The 16973-nt window shown below is 71.0% G+C and carries 13 protein-coding genes; 1 reads left to right on the top strand and 12 read right to left on the bottom strand.

Going from position 1 to position 16973, the window contains the following annotated elements; genetic code table 11:
* Window positions 1-6: 6 nt before the first annotated feature.
* The 4 genes from fxsT to fxsA form a co-directional block, all read right to left on the bottom strand.
* On the bottom strand, window positions 7-3942 hold the full coding sequence (fxsT, locus tag ACK8N7_RS29855; RefSeq protein WP_500444555.1) for an FxSxx-COOH system tetratricopeptide repeat protein: 3936 nt from the start codon (window positions 3940-3942) through the stop codon (window positions 7-9).
* Window positions 3939-5285 (bottom strand): FxsC protein, encoded by a 1347-nt coding sequence (gene fsxC / locus ACK8N7_RS29850; RefSeq protein ID WP_158819164.1) that lies wholly within the window; start codon window positions 5283-5285, stop codon window positions 3939-3941. Before fsxC ends, fxsT begins: the two co-directional genes overlap by 4 nt.
* Window positions 5286-5396: 111 nt before the next feature.
* Window positions 5397-7694: a radical SAM/SPASM protein FxsBH, inactivated beta-hydroxylase extension form gene (gene fxsBH / locus ACK8N7_RS29845; RefSeq protein WP_500444554.1), complete on the bottom strand. Its 2298-nt coding sequence runs from the start codon at window positions 7692-7694 to the stop codon at window positions 5397-5399.
* Window positions 7695-7745: 51 nt separating this feature from the next.
* A complete protein-coding gene (gene fxsA / locus ACK8N7_RS29840) occupies window positions 7746-7862 on the bottom strand; it encodes an FxSxx-COOH cyclophane-containing RiPP peptide (RefSeq protein ID WP_099127303.1) in 117 nt (38 codons plus the stop codon).
* 263 nt (window positions 7863-8125) lie between these two features.
* Here fxsA and ACK8N7_RS29835 point away from each other — a divergent pair, with 263 nt between their 5' ends.
* Window positions 8126-9055: a DUF4231 domain-containing protein gene (locus ACK8N7_RS29835; protein WP_403211734.1), complete on the top strand. Its 930-nt coding sequence runs from the start codon at window positions 8126-8128 to the stop codon at window positions 9053-9055.
* Between the two features lie 18 nt (window positions 9056-9073).
* Here the strand turns inward: ACK8N7_RS29835 and ACK8N7_RS29830 are convergent, their stop codons facing one another.
* The 8 genes from ACK8N7_RS29830 to ACK8N7_RS29795 form a co-directional block, all read right to left on the bottom strand.
* Window positions 9074-9553 carry a hypothetical protein gene (locus ACK8N7_RS29830; RefSeq protein ID WP_403211732.1) on the bottom strand — a complete coding sequence of 160 codons (480 nt, stop codon included), beginning with the start codon at window positions 9551-9553 and terminating at the stop codon, window positions 9074-9076.
* Window positions 9554-9766: 213 nt separating this feature from the next.
* Entirely contained in the window at window positions 9767-10666 is a 900-nt protein-coding gene (locus ACK8N7_RS29825; protein WP_403211730.1) for a S1 family peptidase, read from the bottom strand.
* Between the two features lie 227 nt (window positions 10667-10893).
* Window positions 10894-11715, bottom strand: coding sequence for a DUF1684 domain-containing protein (locus ACK8N7_RS29820; RefSeq protein ID WP_403211728.1), 822 nt, complete (start codon window positions 11713-11715; stop codon window positions 10894-10896).
* Between the two features lie 4 nt (window positions 11716-11719).
* Window positions 11720-13000 carry an NtaA/DmoA family FMN-dependent monooxygenase gene (locus ACK8N7_RS29815; protein ID WP_403212249.1) on the bottom strand — a complete coding sequence of 427 codons (1281 nt, stop codon included), beginning with the start codon at window positions 12998-13000 and terminating at the stop codon, window positions 11720-11722.
* A 14-nt stretch (window positions 13001-13014) separates the two neighbouring features.
* Window positions 13015-14109, bottom strand: a complete 1095-nt coding sequence (locus tag ACK8N7_RS29810) for an LLM class flavin-dependent oxidoreductase (protein ID WP_500444553.1) — start codon at window positions 14107-14109, stop codon at window positions 13015-13017.
* A gap of 142 nt (window positions 14110-14251) precedes the next feature.
* Window positions 14252-15226: an ABC transporter substrate-binding protein gene (locus tag ACK8N7_RS29805; RefSeq protein WP_500444552.1), complete on the bottom strand. Its 975-nt coding sequence runs from the start codon at window positions 15224-15226 to the stop codon at window positions 14252-14254.
* Window positions 15227-15284: 58 nt separating this feature from the next.
* Entirely contained in the window at window positions 15285-16037 is a 753-nt protein-coding gene (locus ACK8N7_RS29800) for an amino acid ABC transporter ATP-binding protein (protein ID WP_032758278.1), read from the bottom strand.
* 17 nt (window positions 16038-16054) lie between these two features.
* Complete coding sequence (locus ACK8N7_RS29795; protein WP_403211722.1) at window positions 16055-16972, bottom strand: amino acid ABC transporter permease; 918 nt, start codon at window positions 16970-16972, stop codon at window positions 16055-16057.
* Window position 16973: the final 1 nt, after the last annotated feature.

The raw sequence follows: 16973 nt of genomic DNA, 5'->3' as shown, positions 1-16973 counted from the left end.
CCGGTCTCACACCGCCAGCGGTTCCAGCTCGCGCCGGAAGCGCCGCTCGTCGCGGGCGATCTGCGTCAGCGGGTGCGCGTCACCGAGCTGCCGGGACAGCTCGCCCAGCAGCTCGGCCCGCAGCTGCGCCGCCTCCTCCTCGCGCCCCATCGCGTCCAGCGTGACGGCCATGTTCGAGATCATCGCCAGGGTCTCGGGGTGGTGGGCCCCCAGCGCCACCCTCAGCTGCGTCGCCAGCCGCTGCTCCGTCTCCAGCACCAGGGGCAGATCGCCGCGGTCCGCCGTGGCGTTGGCCAGGTTCATGACGCAGAAGAGCGTGTTCGGGTGTTCCCGGCCGAACCGCTCCCGCATCGAGGCCACCACCAGCTGCAGGATCTTCTCCGACCGCTCCGCCTCCCCGGTCCCCGAGAGGTAGACGCCCAGGTTGTTCTGGGCCGCCAGGGTGTACGGGTGCTTCTCCCCCGGCACCTTCATGTACTGGTCCACCACCTCCTGGGCGGTGTCCCTGGCCTCGACCGCCTCCCCCGCGGCGAACAGGTCGGCCGCCAGGTTGAGGTCGCAGGCCAGCGAATCGGGGTTGGCGGAGGTGTACTTCGCCCGGTACCGGGCGCGGGTGGCGACCGTCAGCCGGTGGGCGTCCTCGAACCGGCCGGCCCGCCGCAGCGACACCGCCAGGCTCTTGGCCGCGCTCAGCGTCGTCGGGTAGGTGCGGCCGAGCGTCTCCTTGAAGCTCTCGTAGGTACGGCTGAGGAGGCCCACGGAGTCCTCGTACCGCCCCACCTCCCGCAGGTCTCGGGCCAGGTTCATGGCGGAGGAGAGGGAGTAGGGGTGCTTCGGGCCGAGCACCTCGGTGCGCCGGTCGTAGACGTCCTGGTCGATCTCGCGGGCCCGGGCGTACTGGCCGATGCTGCGCAGGTTCAGGGCCAGGTTGTTGGCGGCCGCCAGGGTCCTGGGGTGCGAGTCGTGGAAGATCTGGCTGAAGCCGTCGTGGGCCTCGGTGGCCAGCTCGATCGCCCGGCCGTAGTCCCCGAGCAGCCCCAGGTCGATCGCCAGGCTGCTGGTGGTCATGTACGTGTGCGGGTGCTCGGCGCCGAGCACCTCCTGCTGCCGGCGCAGGGTGAACTCGTCGAGCTCCTTGGCCTCCACGTACCGCCCGCGGGTGCGCAGGATGTTGGAGAGGTGGAAGCAGAGGTAGAGGTACTGCAGGTCGCGCTCGCCCAGCATCTCCAGCCAGGTCTGCCGCAGCTCCTCCCCCAGCGACCCCGCGGTCCTGACGTCCCCGCGCTTCCACAGGTAGCGGACCCGGTCGATGAGGAGCCTGCGGGTCTCCGGCTCCTTGCAGTGGCGGGCGTCGGAGGGGCCCAGGTGCGGCCAGATCGCGGCGAAGCGCGGCCAGGTCTCCGGGTTGTCGATCGGCTCGTCGTCGTCGGGCCGGGCGCCGGCCAGGATGCGGTGGACGACGTGCCGTGCCTCGCGCTGCTCCTCCTCGGTGAGCTGGGCCTTGATCACCGCCTGGACGAGGCGGTGCACCTGGATGGAGTTGGAGACCTGGTCGACCTTGGCGAGGGCGAACCGGCCGATCTCCCGGATGACCCGGCCCAGCACCAGCTTCTCCTGGAGCGAGGAGTCGTACGGCTTCAGCGCCTCGATCATCTCCTTGCTGTAGAGGAGGTTGGCAGAGATCGGCTCGGGGGCGAAGAAGGCGCAGAGCTGGAGGAGGCGCACCGCAGCGGGCGAGCGTTCCTTGAGCCGGGCGATGGAGATGTTCCAGGTCGCGGCGACCGGTTCCGGGTAGCCGACCGGCTGGTTGAGGGCGAGGACCTGGGGCGCCTGCCGGCCGAGCTGTTCGAGGTAGGTGTCGATGGGGGTGGCGGTCTCCGCGATCCAGGCCGCCGCCTGCTCGACGGCGAGCGGCAGGTCGCCCACGGCGGTGGCCACCTGGTCGGCGTCCTCGTCGCTCAGCCCCGGGGCCCGGCGCTGGAGGTGCTCGATCGACTCCTCCCGGAGGAAGACGTCGACGGGGAGCGCGTCCCCGTGCTGGGACCAGCTCTGGTTGCGCGAGGTCACCAGGATGTGGCCGGAGCCGCCCTGCGGGAAGTGGCGGCGCAGCGTCTCGGGGTCGTCGGCGTTGTCGAAGACCAGCAGCCAGCGGTCCGAGGGCACCCCGCGCCGCAGCAGGTCGACGGCCTCCTGGGACGCGGCCGCCATGTCCTCGCCGCCCTGGGCGCCGAGCCGGACGGCGAGTTCGGCGAGCGCGGCGACCACGTCGTCGCCCTGCTCGGACGATATCCACCAGACCAGGTCGTAGTCGGCCATGAAGCGGTGCACGTACTCCAGGGCGACCTGGGTCTTGCCGACGCCACCGAGTCCGTACAGGGTCTGGGGCTGCGGCAGGACGACGGCCATGCCGCCGCCGAGCTGGTCGCGCATCCGCTCCAGGACGAGGGAGCGGCCGGTGAACCCCGGGTTGCGGGGCGGTACGTTCCAGATCCTGGGGACGGTGCCGGGGAAGCGCGGCCCGGGCGAGACCCCGTCGGCCGGCTGCACCGGCCGGTCCAGGGCGCGCATCAGGGCGGTGGTGGCGTGCACCTCGTCCAGCCGGAAGAGGTCGACCGGGTTGCGGTCGATGTACGGGGCGGACAGGCGTACGTCCCCGACGCGCAGCGGCAGCAGCTGGCGCCGGCCGCCGCCCGGGTCCTCGGCGACCGCCCGCTCCCACAGGTCGACCGCGCGCTGGGACTTGAGGTAGGCGCTGGAGAGCAGCACCACGGTACGGGCGGCGGTCTCGGCGTTGAGCGCCGCCGGTTCCCGCTCGGTCCGCTCGGCGGAGACGTCGCGCGGGACGACGCGGAAGCCGGCCCGGGTGAGGACCGATTCGATCCAGTCGGCCCACATCCGGTTCTCCGCCACATAGCTGAGGAAGAGGTCGGCGGGCAGGGCGGGCCTGCGCCGGGTGAAGGCGTCGCGGATCCGCAGGCGTACCTCTTCGCCGACCGGGGGCATCGAAGTGATCTCGCGGCCGGTGATGACCGCGGTGAGCCGTTCGAAGGCGGAGAGGAGGGAGTTGGTGAGGCCTGCCTCGTCGCCGAAGGTGGCGAGCGTCTCCTCGTAGGCGTAGTAGGGGCGGTAGGGGATCTCCACCGCGCCCCAGTAGGCGGTGAGTTCGTCGCCGGACAGGTCGCGGGGCAGCCGGTCGAACTTGAGCCGGGCCAGCGCCCGTCCGGCGTCCGCCTTCTCCTTCTCGCCCTCGTCGATGCGCATCGGGACGGGGAAGATGGAGATGGGGCGGCCGGTGTAGCGCTCGGCGATCTGGCGGGCGACGGAGGCGGCGCCGTCGATGGACTGGTCGCTGAGGGTGAAGCAGTCGACGAGGACGTCGGGGAGGTGGACGGTGCAGATGTCGGCGATGTCGCTGAGGCCGGTCCGGCTGTCGATGAGGACGTAGTCGTAGTTGGCCTTCATGTCCTCGCGCAGCGCGTCGAAGAAGTGGCCGCCGCCGAGCCGGTCGTAGAAGTTGTCCCAGTCGAAGGTGGATACGGTCGCGGAGTACTCGCGGTTCTGCCGTCCGGCGGAGACGAAGTCGAGGGTGCCGCCCTGCGGGAACTCCCAGCCGAGCGCCTCCGGGGTCAGCGAGACGGCGTGCGGCTGGATGCGGGCGTAGTCGCGGTGCCAGTCCTCCGCGCGCTCGGCGGGGCTGGTCGCGGCCCAGGCGTACTCGGTGATCAGGTCGATCACGCCGGTGGTGGCGCCGAGGGTGGCGGGTTCGAGGAAGGGGTGGAAGAACCGGTGGAGTCCGGGTGCCTCCAGGTCCCAGTCGACGGCCAGGACCCGTTTGCCGTTGGCGGCGAGGATCCAGGCGGTGTTGGCCAGGGCCATGGTGCGCCCCGTACCGCCCTTGTACGAGTAGAAGGTGACGATGCGCCCGTCACGACCGGCACTCATAGGTCCTCCGCTTCCGTCGCAGGGTCGTGCGGGTCCGGTGTGTAGCTGGTGCTGCCCATGGGGCCCGTGAGCCGTGTCCGTTCGCCGTGTCCACCGCCGGTGACCGGCGGGTAGGCCGTCGCGTGCTTCAGATACTGCTGGGCGGCCACCTCGACGACCTGGGGCAGGATCTGGCCGAACGCCTCCATCGTCGGCACCCCTCTGGCGGCGGCGCGGCAGAAGGTCCGGCCGTGGCGCATCTTGGCCGGCATGGTCGCTTCGAGCTTCTCGGTCAGTTCGGCCTCGGCCGCCCGGCTCTGATGGTCCTCGCGGCTCCACGGCACGACCATGGTCACCCAGGGCCGGTTCTCGGCGTCGAAGGCGGCGAGTCTGCGCCGGCGGTCCTCGTCCTGGAGGGCCCAGCGGTCGACGAGGAGGATCTCGGGGGTGCTGGGCGGCGCCTTGCCCTCGGGTCTGCCGGATTCCTCGTCGAACGAGGTGATGCGGGCCTGGTAGTTGAGCGAGCGCACCAGCTCCTCGGCGACATAGGCCAGGGGGCGGGCGGCGGCCGGGTGGTAGGGGTTCCAGTCCTGCGGGTGGTCGCCGTAGTAGTCGCTGTTGCGCCCGTCGGGCAGGTCGTGGCGGGTGGGTGCGGCGATGGTGATCTGCATCGGCCGGGGGGCGCCGACCCCGCTGCTCACGGAGCCGAAGGCGCTGGGTGCGAGGCGGTAGTCGACGGGCCTGCCGGTGTCGATACGGACGGTGTCGGCGACGCGGACGATGCGTTTGGCCAGTTCGTAGACGGCCCGTTCGTATTCCTGGGCGAAGAGTCTGAGCTTGATGAGGCCGTAGAGGCCGTCGGTGACGTACCGCTCCCCGAAGTCGCGGTGGTTGAACTGTAACCGCTCGGCGGATCCCGGGAGTTGGCTCGGCGGGACCGGTACCCACAGGGCCGGGACGATCGCCTCGGCGGGCTGGTTCGAGCGGGCCCGGTGGTGGATGGCGCGCTGTTCGAAGGCGTGCCACTCCTTGCCGCACATCTCACTGGCGAAGTAGCGCGGCGAGAACAGCGGGACGAAGACCCGGCAGGTGGCGAGGGTCTCGCCGAGCCGCTCCGACCAGCCCTCTCCGGAGCGTATCTCGCGGTCCATGAAGCCCGCGGAAGCGCCTGCGGGGAGATCGGTCATGGCCATCACATGACCGCACAGGTCACGGAAAAGCCGTTCGACCCACATATCGGGGTCGGTTCCGCTGCCGTATCCCGGAGTGTGCGCGTAACTCAGAAAGAAGTACGGCCGATGGTCCGCCGCTCGCTGCTGCGTCGATGCGTGCACACGACCCCCGTCCTGTGTGAGCACTCGCATCCGAGGATTGGGAAAGGAATGCGAGCGAATTCATCATTCCGGAGCGGACTGCACTCCACCCCCCTGCCGTTCGGTCATTGAACGCTATTTTTCAGTCAACCGTGCCCGTGTTCACCGCACTGCGGCGCGCTCCGTATCGGTCTTGCAACCGTTCCTCCCGGATGTCCCGTGTGTACCGTTGATCTCTTTGCGCATCCCGGCGAGCAATTGCTTTCCGTCGACGGTCGCTTCGGCCGCTTCTTCGATCATGTCGAGCGCTTGCGGTACCCCGGCGAGGAACCGTGGTGCGAAGAGGCCGAGCCCGACCCGTTCATAGGTCTCCGACAGCAGCCGGGAGAACGGAACGGGCTCCTCCTGCCAGGGCATCCGATGATCCCAGGAACCGTCCGAGGCGTACAGGTCCGTGACCTCGGCCAGCGCCCGCAGTTTCGCCCGGCGGAACCCGCGCAGCAGCGCCGGGGCCAGTTCGTGGGCATCGCTCCCGGCCGCGATGCCGAGCGCTCCGTACCCGTGGCGCCCCACCTGGGCCGCCTCTCCCGCGGCGAGCGGGGTGAGCGGGGTGAGCGTGGTGAGTACGGCGGTCGCCTCGGCCGCCTGGTCCGGGACGGTGTCCGCCAGCAGCTCCCAGGCCTGGGCGAGGGCGGCGGACCAGGCGTCGGCGGCCTGCGGTCCGAGCCGGCCGGCGGCGGGCGTGTCGAAGCAGGTGCGGTACGGATCGAGATCGTCCAGTACGCGTACGGGTTCGGGGCCGAGCCCCCCGGCCGCCCCGAGGCGGCGTACGGGCTGCCAGTGCGGCCCCTCCCCCGCGCCGCGCGCGATGTGCAGCACGCCCCCCTGGGTGTGGACGGCGAACCCCTCGCCGTCGGCGCGCACCAGAGCCGTGCCCTGCTCCCCCGGCCCGCCGACCCGGACCGCTCCGAGGGTGGGCAGGAAGAGGCGGCCGTCGCGGTGGACGACCGGGACGGCCAGGCCGAGCCCGGCGTGCACGGCTGCGGCGGCCACCGAGGCGGCGAGCCGCTCCACCGGGGGGCCCTGCACCGGCCGGCCGGCCCGTACCGCTTCGAGGGTGCCGAGCAGCCAGGTGCGGGTGTAGGGGTGGGCGAGGACCCGGTCGATCCCCGCCTGCCCGGCCGGGTCGCTCTCGACCTCGGCGGCCAGCGCCCAGGCCGTCTCCCAGACCTCCCCGCCGCTGCCGTCGAGGCTGTCGTGGAGGACGGCGAGCAGGGTGCGGGTCAGATCCTGCTGGGCGGCGAGCAGTTCGTACGGGTCACTGACGGCGGGCGACTCGGTGGCGGCGGCCGTCCTCTCCTCGATGCCCCGGATCAGCGCGGCCAGATCGGCGCAGTAGACGGAGGGGTTGTCGAAGCCGCCCGGTGAGCGGTACCGGTGGGTGTAGAGCCCGCCGCCGCACGACCGTACGACGGGGCAGCGGCGGCAGGTCTCGCTGACGCCGGCCAGGCCGAGCTGGCGGGCCCGGACCCCGGGGTGCGCCGCGACCTCGTCGAAGCTGTGGGTGAAGACATCGAATCCGGTGGCCGCGGCGCCCTCGTAGGCGCTCTTGAGGGAGTCCACCTGCTCCAGCTGCCCGTCGGTCTCGACGACGACCAGGTCCGTGGGGGCGAGCCCGAGGGACTCGGTGAGGCTGGGGCCGCCGCCCAGGGTGGAGAGCACCGAGGAGAAGAGGCGGACCGGCACCGGCCGCCCCTGCTCCTGCCAGCGGTCGAAGATGGTGAGGAGCCACTCGGCGTACGCGGTGGGGGATCCGTCCGGGCGCGGCGGCGGCTCGTCCCAGGTGGCGTGCGGGAGGAGGAAGTCGATGAGCGGCGGGGCGAGTTCGGTGAGCGCGTCGAGGACCGCGACCGGGTCGTTGGCGATGTCGATCGTGCACAGGAGGCCGAGATCGAGGTGGCGGTAGCGCTCCTGGCGGAGCAGTTCCACGGCCTTGAGGACCAGGGGGTGGCTGCTGCGCCCGTCGGCGTAGCGGCGATGGCGGTCGTTGGCGGCGCGGTCGCCGTCGAGGGAGATGCCCACCTTGACGTCGAACTCGTCGAACAGGTCGAGATAGCGGGGGCTCAGCTGGAGGCCGTTGGTGTGGATGCGCAGATCCAGTTCGGCGATGCCCGCGAGGGCCGAGGAGAACTCCTCGCAGACGCGGCGCAGTCGGGCCGGTCCTGCCAGCAGTGGCTCCCCTCCGTGCAGGATCACTGACACGGAGGGCAGGGCGTGGGTCCTGGCGTGCTCCGCCAGGCGTTGAGCCGTCCGGGAAACAACATGGTCAGAGATTGTCTTGGGCCGGGTTCGCCAGCTCTGATCAGCATGTTCGTAGACATAACAATGGTCGCAGGCCAGATCGCACCTGCTGTGAACCTTCAGAACGATTTCGCGGAATGGGACCGCGGGTCCTGTCATTCCACCAGTCTAGTGCAGCGTTCCGCACCGGAATCCGACGGTGCGGGCGCCTCAGAGAGCCGAGTTGAAGGTGGAAATCCGAGGGGGGCGACCGGCGGCCGTGGGGATCACTCGCGCAAGCTTCCGGGCAGCGGAGCCACCGGAAATGTCGATCTTGGCGAGCGGCACACGGCTCTTCTTCGCATCAGCGAAGGCAGGGGATGATTCGTAGGTCTTCACGGCCGTCCTAGGGGGGCTCGTTTCCGGTCAGGGGGACAACACCGGCAGTTGCACCATTGCAGTGCCTGGCGGCACGACTTTACTCTCATGACCTAGGTGTGCAACTCGTGTCGCACCCTCGTAAGCCGAGTGACATACGGGACTGCTCCAAATGGTTCGGAATCTTTCATTCCGACAACGGAACCCCGACTACGTGGGATACGGGAGTGAACATGACGGCGATTCCCGGACCTCTCCAGAGCATGGTCTTCAGGAACGCCGACCTGCCCGCGCTCTTCCACCGCACGGACGCCGTCGCGGTGGCCCGCCAGCGCGAGGCAGTGAACACCACCCGCGTCCAGCTGGCGCTGCTCGTGGCGGGCACGGTGCCCGCGGCGCTCCCGTGGCACGCCGAGGAGACCCTCGCGGTGCAACTCCTCTACGGCACCGCCGTGTTGGCGTACCTGGGTGTCCTGTTCACGACGTACCTCTCCTCCCGCCGCAAAGCAAAGTCGCACTGGCAACTCAACCGCTCCGCAGCGGAGTTCATCAAGTCCCTCTGCTGGCGGTACGCGGTCCACGGTTCGCCCTTCGAGACCGCGGCTCCGCACCCCGAGGCGCTCTTCGCCAACCGGCTGGAGGAAGGGCTTCAGGAACTGCGCAAGGTGGGCTGGGCCGATCCGCGCGAGGCGATGACGGACGCCGACGGCGCGGTCATCACGGAATCCATGCGGGAGTTACGGGACAGGGCCTTCACCGTACGCAAGGAGACCTATGTACGGGACCGGCTGATCGAGCAGCGTCGGTGGTACCGCAGACGGCGGCTGGTCTCCCGGCGCGGCGCGCTCGTCTGGTCCGGGGCGATCGTCGCGCTGACCCTGCCGGCGCTGGCGCTGAGCGTGCTGCAGACCTTCGGCGTGGGGCGCTCCCTCGGGCTGACCGGGGTGCTGTCCGCGGCCGGTGCGGCCTGCCTCGCCTGGAACGAGCTGCGCCGCCACCACCCGCTGATCTCGGCGCACTCCCTGGTGGAGGACGACCTGGAGTCGATGCAGGCGGCGATGGAGACCACGCTCACCGAGCGGCAGTGGCCGGTGGCGGTCTTCGAGACCGAGCGGATCGTCTCGCCGGAGCACACCGACTGGCTGGTGCGGCACCGCACCTGACGCGCCCTTCCCTCCGGCTCAGCCCCGCTCCACCCCGTCCCGCCAGATGACGGTGACCGGGCGGCCCAGCGTCCGGGCGTACGTCACGATGTCGCCCGTGCCGCCGAGGCCCCGGGCCGGGCGGCCGTCCCAGACGGCCAGCAGCCGGTCGCAGTGGTCGGCGATGTAGGCGCCCGCCGCGTAGTAGGCCTCGTCGGTGGAGTGCGGGAAGTCCAGCCGGATCTCCCGGGCGGCGCGGGACTTGAGCAGCCGGTAGCGGGCCAGGTCGACGGCGTTCTCGAAGCAGGCCTCGTAGTCGCCGCTGGGGATCACCACCGTCAGCTCGGCACCACAGGTGAGGGCGAGGTCGGCGAAGAGCTGGTCCGCGCCGACCGCCAGGCTGGAGAGCGCCTGCGTGGCGCCGTCGAGTCCGCACAGGGCCGCGCGCAGAGCGGCGAGCACATGGGCCTGGGCCCCGTCGGGGATGGACCGGTGACCGGTGATTCCGATGCGATTCACGGACCTGGAACCCCCTGGTGTCGGCGCTACCCGTGCGACCGGTCGTGGCGACATCCTCTCAAGAGCCGGGGGGCGTGCGGGAGCCCCCGTCCGGAATTCCGGACGGGGGCTCGTATGTACGGACAGCTCCGGGCGTGGCCGCTACGTCGGCCGGGTGGATCCGGTGCGCCGGAGGGTGACCCGGTGCGCCGGCCGGACGACCCGGTGCGCCTGTCAGTAGACGCTGACGCCGTACGCGTTCAGGGCCTCGACGACCGGCTGGAAGAAGGTCGTACCGCCGGAGGAGCAGTTGCCGCTGCCGCCGGAGGTGAGACCGATCGCCCGGGTGCCGGAGTAGAGCGGGCCGCCGGAGTCGCCGGGCTCGGCGCACACGTTGGTGCGGATCATGCCGTAGACGACGTCGCCGCCGCCGTAGTTGACGGTGGCGTTGAGGCCGGTGACCGATCCGCTGTGGGTGCCGGTGGTGGAGCCGCGGCGGGTGACGGCCATCCCGTTGGTGGCGTTGGCGGCGCTGGTGATGTCCTGGCTGCCGACCGTGCCGTCCTTGGCGATGGTGGTGTTCGTGTAGCGCACGATGCCGTAGTCGTTGTTCGGGAAGCTGGAGCCGGAAGTCGTGCCGAGCACCGTGGTGCGGGCGGAGTTCGCCCACCAGGTGGTCGCGCCGTCGGTGCAGTGACCGGCGGTCAGGAAGTAGTAGGTGCTGCCGCTGCGGACGTTGAAGCCCAGCGAGCAGCGTCCGGTGCTGGAGTAGATCGCGTCGCCGCCGGAGATCAGCTTGGTGAACTTCCCGGGCGTGCGCTCGATCTTGAGGGCGGAGGCGTTGGCGCCGGCCGACTTCTTGATCTGAGCGATCTCCGCCTGCGTGACCGTGCTGTCCACGGTGACGAGGAGGCGGTTGGTCTTCGGGTCGACGTTCCAGGCGGTGCCCGCGATGTCGGCGCCGAGTACGGCGTCGCTCGCGGAGGTCAGCTGGGTGGCGCTGAACGTGCCGGTGGGTTCGGCACTGGCGGTGGGAACGGTGAACGCCGCGACAGCGGCGAGTCCGGCGAGGACGGCCGTGGTACGGACGCGTCTCGCCTGGTTGCGGCGGGGGTTGGTGCGCTTGATCCTCACTTCGGGTTCCTCCGAGGGGAATCGGGGGCCCTCCTGTGGGGTGGCGGGCCCGTGAGGCGCAGTCGAGGGCCTGTCCGGATTCCGGAGTTGCCGTGCCCCTGACAATCGCTGACGGGAGTATCGAGGGGTCCGTACAGGCGGCGCAAGCATGTCTTTCGGCCACGCGCGCCCCACGCACACCGGCCCCGGCAGCCGTCGGGCTGCCGGGGCCGGGAGGTTCGCGCGGTTCAGGCGTCCAGGCGGTTCCGCTCCCCCGCCGGGACCGGCACGGTGAGGGAGTTGCCCGGGGGCGGGAAGGGGCAGATGAAGTGATCGGCGAAGGCGCACGGCGGCAGCAGGGCGCGGTTGAAGTCGATGTGCACGCTGCCGTCACCGGCGGGTGCGCCGGGGCGCAGGAAACGGAAGCGGTAGCTGCCGTTCCCGCTGGTGGCGTCGGCGAAGACGGCCCAGAGCGAGCCGTCCGGCTCGACCGCGACCTGGAGCGTGTGCTCGTCCCCGTCCACCGTGAAGGCGATCTCCCCGCCGAGCCCGAGACCCCGCTCGACCCCGTCCGCGTTGGGGACCCGCACGGCCCGCTCCTCGGCGTACGGGCGGTAGGTCCCGGCCAGCGACCAGCGCGGGTCGTACGGGGTCGCGTCGATGGCCGAGAAGGCGTGCCGGGAGGGTGAATCCGGGTCGAAGTCCCGTACCGCCCAGAGCCCTTCGCGCCGGAGCACCACCAGCCGCCGCTCCCCCTGCGCCACCCGGGAGTCGTCGATGGGGCCGCGGTCCGCGGAGAGCCGGACCTCGCCGGTCAGCGGCTTGCCGTCGACAACGAGGCCGTCCTCGGCGGTGGCGGTCAGCACCACCTCGTCGCCATCCTCGCGCCACTGCCCCGGGACGGCCGGAATTCGCCCTTCCGGGTAGTCGGAGAGCCAGTGGGTTCCGGTCAGCGAGAGGGGGCCGTAGGGGGCCGCGACCGCGAGGACCCGCTCCTCGTGCCACCGCTGCCAGTCCTGTGCGGCATCCGGCCCACCGGCCTGCTGGTGCTGCTGTGCGTCCGTGCTCATGCGGTCAACCTTTCCACACCGGCTCCGCCAGGCCGAGGTGCGACCGCAGCGTGGAGCCGGAGTATTCGGAGCGGAATGCTCCGCTCTCCTGGAGGAGCGGGACGACCCGGTCGACGAAGTCGTCCAGGCCGCCGGGGGTGAGATGCGGTACGAGGATGAACCCGTCGGCCGCCCGCTCGTCGACGAACGCGGTGAGCTCCGCGGCCACGGTCTGCGCGGAGCCGATGAACGACTGCCGGGTGGTCGTCTCGATGACCGTCTGCCGCAGCGAGAGCCCCTTGGCCGCGGCGATCTCGCGCCAGCGGGCGACGACGGCGAACGGGTCCCCGTGCAGGACCCTCCCCTTGACGAGGCCGGAGTCGGTGACGGGGTCGATCTCGGGGAGCGGCCCGTCGGGGTCGTACGCGGAGAGGTCGAGGCCCCAGAGCTGCTCGGCGGCGAGGATCGCGTTCTGCGGGGAGACCTGCTGGCGGCGGATCTCGTACGCCTGCTCCTGCGCCTCGGCGTCGGTGTCGCCGACCACCACGGTGACCCCGGGCATGATCTTGAGGTCGTCGGGCTGCCGCCCGTACGCCGCGAGCCGCGCCTTGACGTCGGCGTAGAAGTCGCGGCCCGCCTCCAGGGTGCCGTGCCGGGTGAAGATGATGTCGGCGGCGGAGGCGGCGAACTCCCGGCCCTCGCTGGAGTCCCCGGCCTGGATCACCACCGGGTGGCCCTGCGGGGAGCGCGGCACGGTGAACTCGCCGGAGATCGTGAACTGCTCCCCGTCGTGTGCGAAGGGCCGCGACTCGCCGTCCGGGGTCCAGGAGTCCCACAGCTCCCGGGCGGTGGCGACGAACTCGGCGGCCCGGTTGTAGCGGTCGGCGCGGTCCAGGTAGCCGCCCCGGCGGAAGTTCTCCCCGGTGAAGGCGTCGGAGGAGGTCACCACGTTCCAGGCGGCGCGCCCGTCGCTGAGGTGGTCGAGGGTGGCGAGCCGGCGGGCCAGCTCGTAGGGCTCGTTGAAGGTGGCGTTCACGGTGGCGGCGAGGCCGAGCCGTTCGGTGACGGCGGCCAGCGCGTTCAGCACGGTCAGCGACTCGGGCCTGCCGACCACGTCGAGGTCGTGGACGCGGCCGTTGTGCTCACGCAGCCGCAGCCCCTCGGCGAGGAAGAAGAAGTCGAACTTGCCGCGCTCCGCCGTCCGGGCCAGATGCACGAAGGAGGAGAAGTCGATCTGGCTGCGGGAGCGGGGGTCGGCCCACACGGTGGTGGCGTTGACGCCCGGGAAGTGTGCGGCCAGATGCATGGTGCGGGGCACGGTCAGGCCTCCTTCGACGAAGCCGACGGGGCCGCCGCGGCCTTGGCGGTCGCGTAGCGGCTGGCGGGGCGGACGAGCCCCAGGTGTTCGCGCAGGGTTCCGCCGGGGTGGAAGGTGCGGAAGAGGCTGCGGTGCTGGAGGAGGGCCACGGTGTCGTTGACGATCCTTTCGAGGTCGCGCTCCGGGGTGATGGGCGTGAGGTGGAAGCCGTCGGCGGCACCCGCCCGGTGCCACTGGGCGATGAGGTCGGCGAGGTCGACCGGTCCGCCCCGGAAGTAGGTGCCCCGCCCGGCGAGTTGCGGTCCGCTCTCCAGGCCGGGTTCCGGTGCCGTCTCGACGTCCCCGAGGTCGACCGTCAGCGCGACCAGGACCCGCAGTGCGTCGGGGTCGCGCCCGTGGGCGGCCGCCCCGGCGCGCAGGTCGTCCCGGACCGCGGCGGCCTGCTCGGGAGTGGTGGCCCGGATGTGGACGACGTCGGCGTGCCGGGCCGCCGCCGCCCTGGCCGGGGCGCTGGTCGCGTCGATGACGGTGACGGGCCTGCCCTGGGGCGGGCGCGGCACGATCGCGGGGCCCCGCACCGTGAAGGTGGAGCCCTCGAAGTCGACGTAGTGCAGCTTGTCCCGGTCGATGAAGCGTCCGGTCGCGGTGTCCCGGATCTCCGCGTCGTCCTCCCAGCTGTCCCAGAGCCGCGCGGAGACGTCGGCCACCTCTCCGGCCTCCTGCCACAGGGCGGCGGGCGGGGCGGCGGAACGTCTGCCGAAGAGCCGGGCCTCCGCCTCGGTGGTCGAGACGTCGGCGTGCCAGCCGGCCCGGCCGTTGCTGACCCAGTCCAGGGAGGCGACGGCCGAGGAGACGTGGAAGGGCTCGGTGTGGGTGGTGGTGACGGTCGGGACGAGGCCGATGCGGTCGGTGGCGGGCGCGACGCGGGCGAGGACCGCGAGCGCGTCGAGCCCGGGGCGGGCGAAGGAGTCGCCGAGGGTGACGTAGTCGAGGGCACCGCCTTCGGCGAGCCGGGCGAGGCGGAGGTAGTGCCCGGCGTCGTAGTGGGGCGGGCCGCCGATCTCGGCGGCCAGGTGGAGGGGGGTACGGGCGGACATTGCGGGACCTCTCGGGTCGACGGTCGGGCGGGGGCCTCGCGGGGCGGTCGTGGTCATCGGCGGTGCGAGGCCCCGTAGAGGGAGACCTGCCGGGCCTCGCAGGACCGGCCTGCTGCCGGTCCTGCGAGGGGTGCCCGGTGGGTCAGCTCTTGGTCTTGGGCAGGCCGGGCGGGTTGATCTCCGACTTCTCCACGGCCTCGCCGGTCAGCCCCCAGCGCTGGAGGACCTTGCCGTACGAGCCGTCCTCGATGATGTGGTCGATCGCGGCGGCGTACGCCTTGACCAGGCCGCTGTCCTTCTTGGTGGTCGCGGCGATCTTGCCCTGGAGGTCGCCGCCGGCCCCGGAGATCTGTCCGGCGATCTCGCTCTGGCCGGCCGTCGCCACGTGGTACGCGGCGGACGGGCTCGGGCCGAGGTGGGCGTCGATGCGGCCCGACTGGAGCGGCAGGTAGTAGTCGTTCTCCTTCTGGAAGTACTTGATCTCCACCGGCTTCCGCCCGGCCTTGACGTTCTCCTCGCTCCACTCGACGAGGATCTTCTCCTGGTTGGTGCCGGAGGAGACCGAGATCGTCTTGCCGGCGACGTCGGCGGGACCGTTCACCTTCCAGCCGGAGCCCTTCTTGGCCTCGAACGCGATGTTGTCGAGCCGGTAGGTGGCGAAGTCGTACTTCTCCTTGCGCTCCTCGGTCACGGTGACGTTGGAGAGGACCGCGTCGAACTTGGAGCTGTCCAGGCCGACGAAGAGGTTCTCCCAGGAGACCTGCTCGAACTCCGGCTTCAGGCCGAGGGTGTCGGCGACGAGGGTGGCGAGGTCGATCTCGGAGCCGATCCGGGTCTTGTCGTCGGTGGCGTAGAAGCCCAGCGGCGGCACGGCGTCCGCGCTGGCCCCGATCTTCAGCGTGCCGCGCTCGCGGATCGCCTCGGGGACGAGGCCTGCGACGGCGTCCACCTTCTTGCCTCTGAGGCGGTCCTGGTCGGGACCGGTGTTGAGGCCGGTGTCCTTCTTGTCCTTGGACGCGGCCACATCGGTGGAGGCGTCGGGGTTGCCGCAGGCGGTGAGCAGTCCGGTGGCGGTGAGCGTGGCGATGGCGAGGGTGATGCTGCGGCGGACGGACACGTACGTACTCCTTGCGAGTGATGCGAATGACGCGGATGAAGGGGACATGAAAGGCGGTTCAGAGAACCTTGGAGAGGAACGCACGGGTGCGCTCCTGGGTGGGGTGGTCCAGTACGTCGGCGGGCGGGCCCTGCTCGACGATCCGGCCCTCGTCCATGAAGACGACGGTGTCGGCGACCTCACGGGCGAAGCCGATCTCATGGGTGACGACGATCATCGTGGTGCCGCCGTGCGCCAGGTCCTTGATGACGTCGAGGACTTCACCGACGAGCTCCGGGTCGAGTGCGGAGGTCGGCTCGTCGAAGAGCAGGAGCTTGGGCTCCAGCGCCAGGGCGCGGGCGATGGCGACGCGCTGCTGCTGACCGCCGGAGAGCTGGGCCGGATAGGCGGTCGCCTTGTCGGCGAGCCCGACCCGGGCGAGCAGCTTCTCCGCCGCCTCGACGGCCTCCTTGCGGGGGCGGCGCAGCGCGGAGACGGGCGCCTCGATGATGTTCTCCACCACCGTGAGGTGCGGGAAGAGGTTGAAGTTCTGGAAGACGAAGCCGATCTTGGTGCGCTGGCGCAGCACCTCGCGCTCGCGGAGCTCGTAGAGCTTGTTGCCGTCCCTGCGGTAGCCGACGAGGGTGCCGTCGACGCTGATCCAGCCCTGGTCGACCTTCTCCAGGTGGTTGATGGTGCGCAGGAGGGTGGACTTGCCGGAGCCGGAGGGGCCGAGGATGACCGTCACCTCGCCGGGCCGCACCGACAGATCGATGCCGCGCAGCACTTCGAGGGAGCCGAAGTTCTTGTGTACGGAGCGGATCTCGACCATGGCTTCGCTGGGTGCGCTCATCGCACGGCCCCCTTGGAGTAGTGGCGTTCGACGTAGTACTGGATGACCGAGAGGGCGGTGGTCAGGAGGATGTACCAGGCGGTGGCGACCATCAGCAGCGGAACGACCCGGCCGCTGCGGCCGTAGACGACCTGGACCTGGTAGAAGAGCTCGCCGATCGCCATGACGGAGACGATCGAGGTGCCCTTGAACAGCGAGATGATCTCGTTGGCCGCGTTGGGCAGGATGGAGCGCATCGCCTGCGGGAGCACGATCCGGCGCAGCTGCCGGAGCTTGGGTATGCCGAGGGCGGCCGCCGCCTCCAACTGGCCGCCGCCGACGGCCAGTACGCCACCGCGGACGATCTCCGCCGCGTAGGCCGCCTGGTGCAGCGCGAGGCCCAGGACGGCCGCGCTCACCGCGCCGACCAGGTTCATCGTGTCGAAGGTGAAGAAGCCCGGCCCGAACGGGATGCCGAACTGCAACTCCCGGTAGAGGTAGGCGAGGTTGAACCAGAACAGCAGCTGCACGATGAGCGGGATGGAGCGGAACGCCCAGATGTAGCCGTACGCGACCGTCCGCAGGAACGGGCTGGCCGACAGCCGCATGAACGCCAGCACGATGCCGAGCGCGAAGCCGAGGACCGTGCCGTAGAAGGTCAGCTGAAGGGTGAGCCAGACGGCCTTGAGGATGACCGGCGCGGTGAAGAACTGCGCGAAGACGTCCCACTCCCAGCCGGGGTTGGTGACCAGCCCGTTGATGAACTGGGCGACCAGGACCGCGGTCACGGCGACGGCGACCCAGCGCCAGGGGTGGCGGGCCGGGACGACGGTCAGCTCTCCGTAGTCGGTGCCGGGGTCGGCGGCTTTTCCGGGGGGCGGGCCGTCGGGGACCCCGGCGGGTTGATCGATGGGTGGATCGCTGGTCAGCGACATG

The organism is Streptomyces griseobrunneus (genome assembly GCF_046713465.1).
GTDB lineage: Bacteria > Actinomycetota > Actinomycetes > Streptomycetales > Streptomycetaceae > Streptomyces > Streptomyces microflavus.
The sequence above is the reverse complement of the archived record's forward strand: the minus strand, read 5'-3'. Positions and strand labels throughout refer to the sequence as shown.

Bases quoted from the DNA above. Each gene is read 5' to 3' on its own strand.
- fxsT (WP_500444555.1), bottom strand. From the start codon at position 3,942: ATGAGTGCCGGTCGTGACGGGCGCATCGTCACCTTCTACTCGTACAAG.
- fsxC (WP_158819164.1), bottom strand. From the start codon at position 5,285: ATGCGAGTGCTCACACAGGACGGGGGTCGTGTGCACGCATCGACGCAG.
- fxsBH (WP_500444554.1), bottom strand. From the start codon at position 7,694: ATGACAGGACCCGCGGTCCCATTCCGCGAAATCGTTCTGAAGGTTCAC.
- ACK8N7_RS29835 (WP_403211734.1), top strand. From the start codon at position 8,126: ATGACGGCGATTCCCGGACCTCTCCAGAGCATGGTCTTCAGGAACGCC.
- ACK8N7_RS29820 (WP_403211728.1), bottom strand. From the start codon at position 11,715: ATGAGCACGGACGCACAGCAGCACCAGCAGGCCGGTGGGCCGGATGCC.
- ACK8N7_RS29815 (WP_403212249.1), bottom strand. From the start codon at position 13,000: ATGCATCTGGCCGCACACTTCCCGGGCGTCAACGCCACCACCGTGTGG.
- ACK8N7_RS29810 (WP_500444553.1), bottom strand. From the start codon at position 14,109: ATGTCCGCCCGTACCCCCCTCCACCTGGCCGCCGAGATCGGCGGCCCG.
- ACK8N7_RS29800 (WP_032758278.1), bottom strand. From the start codon at position 16,037: ATGGTCGAGATCCGCTCCGTACACAAGAACTTCGGCTCCCTCGAAGTG.
- ACK8N7_RS29795 (WP_403211722.1), bottom strand. From the start codon at position 16,972: ATGTCGCTGACCAGCGATCCACCCATCGATCAACCCGCCGGGGTCCCC.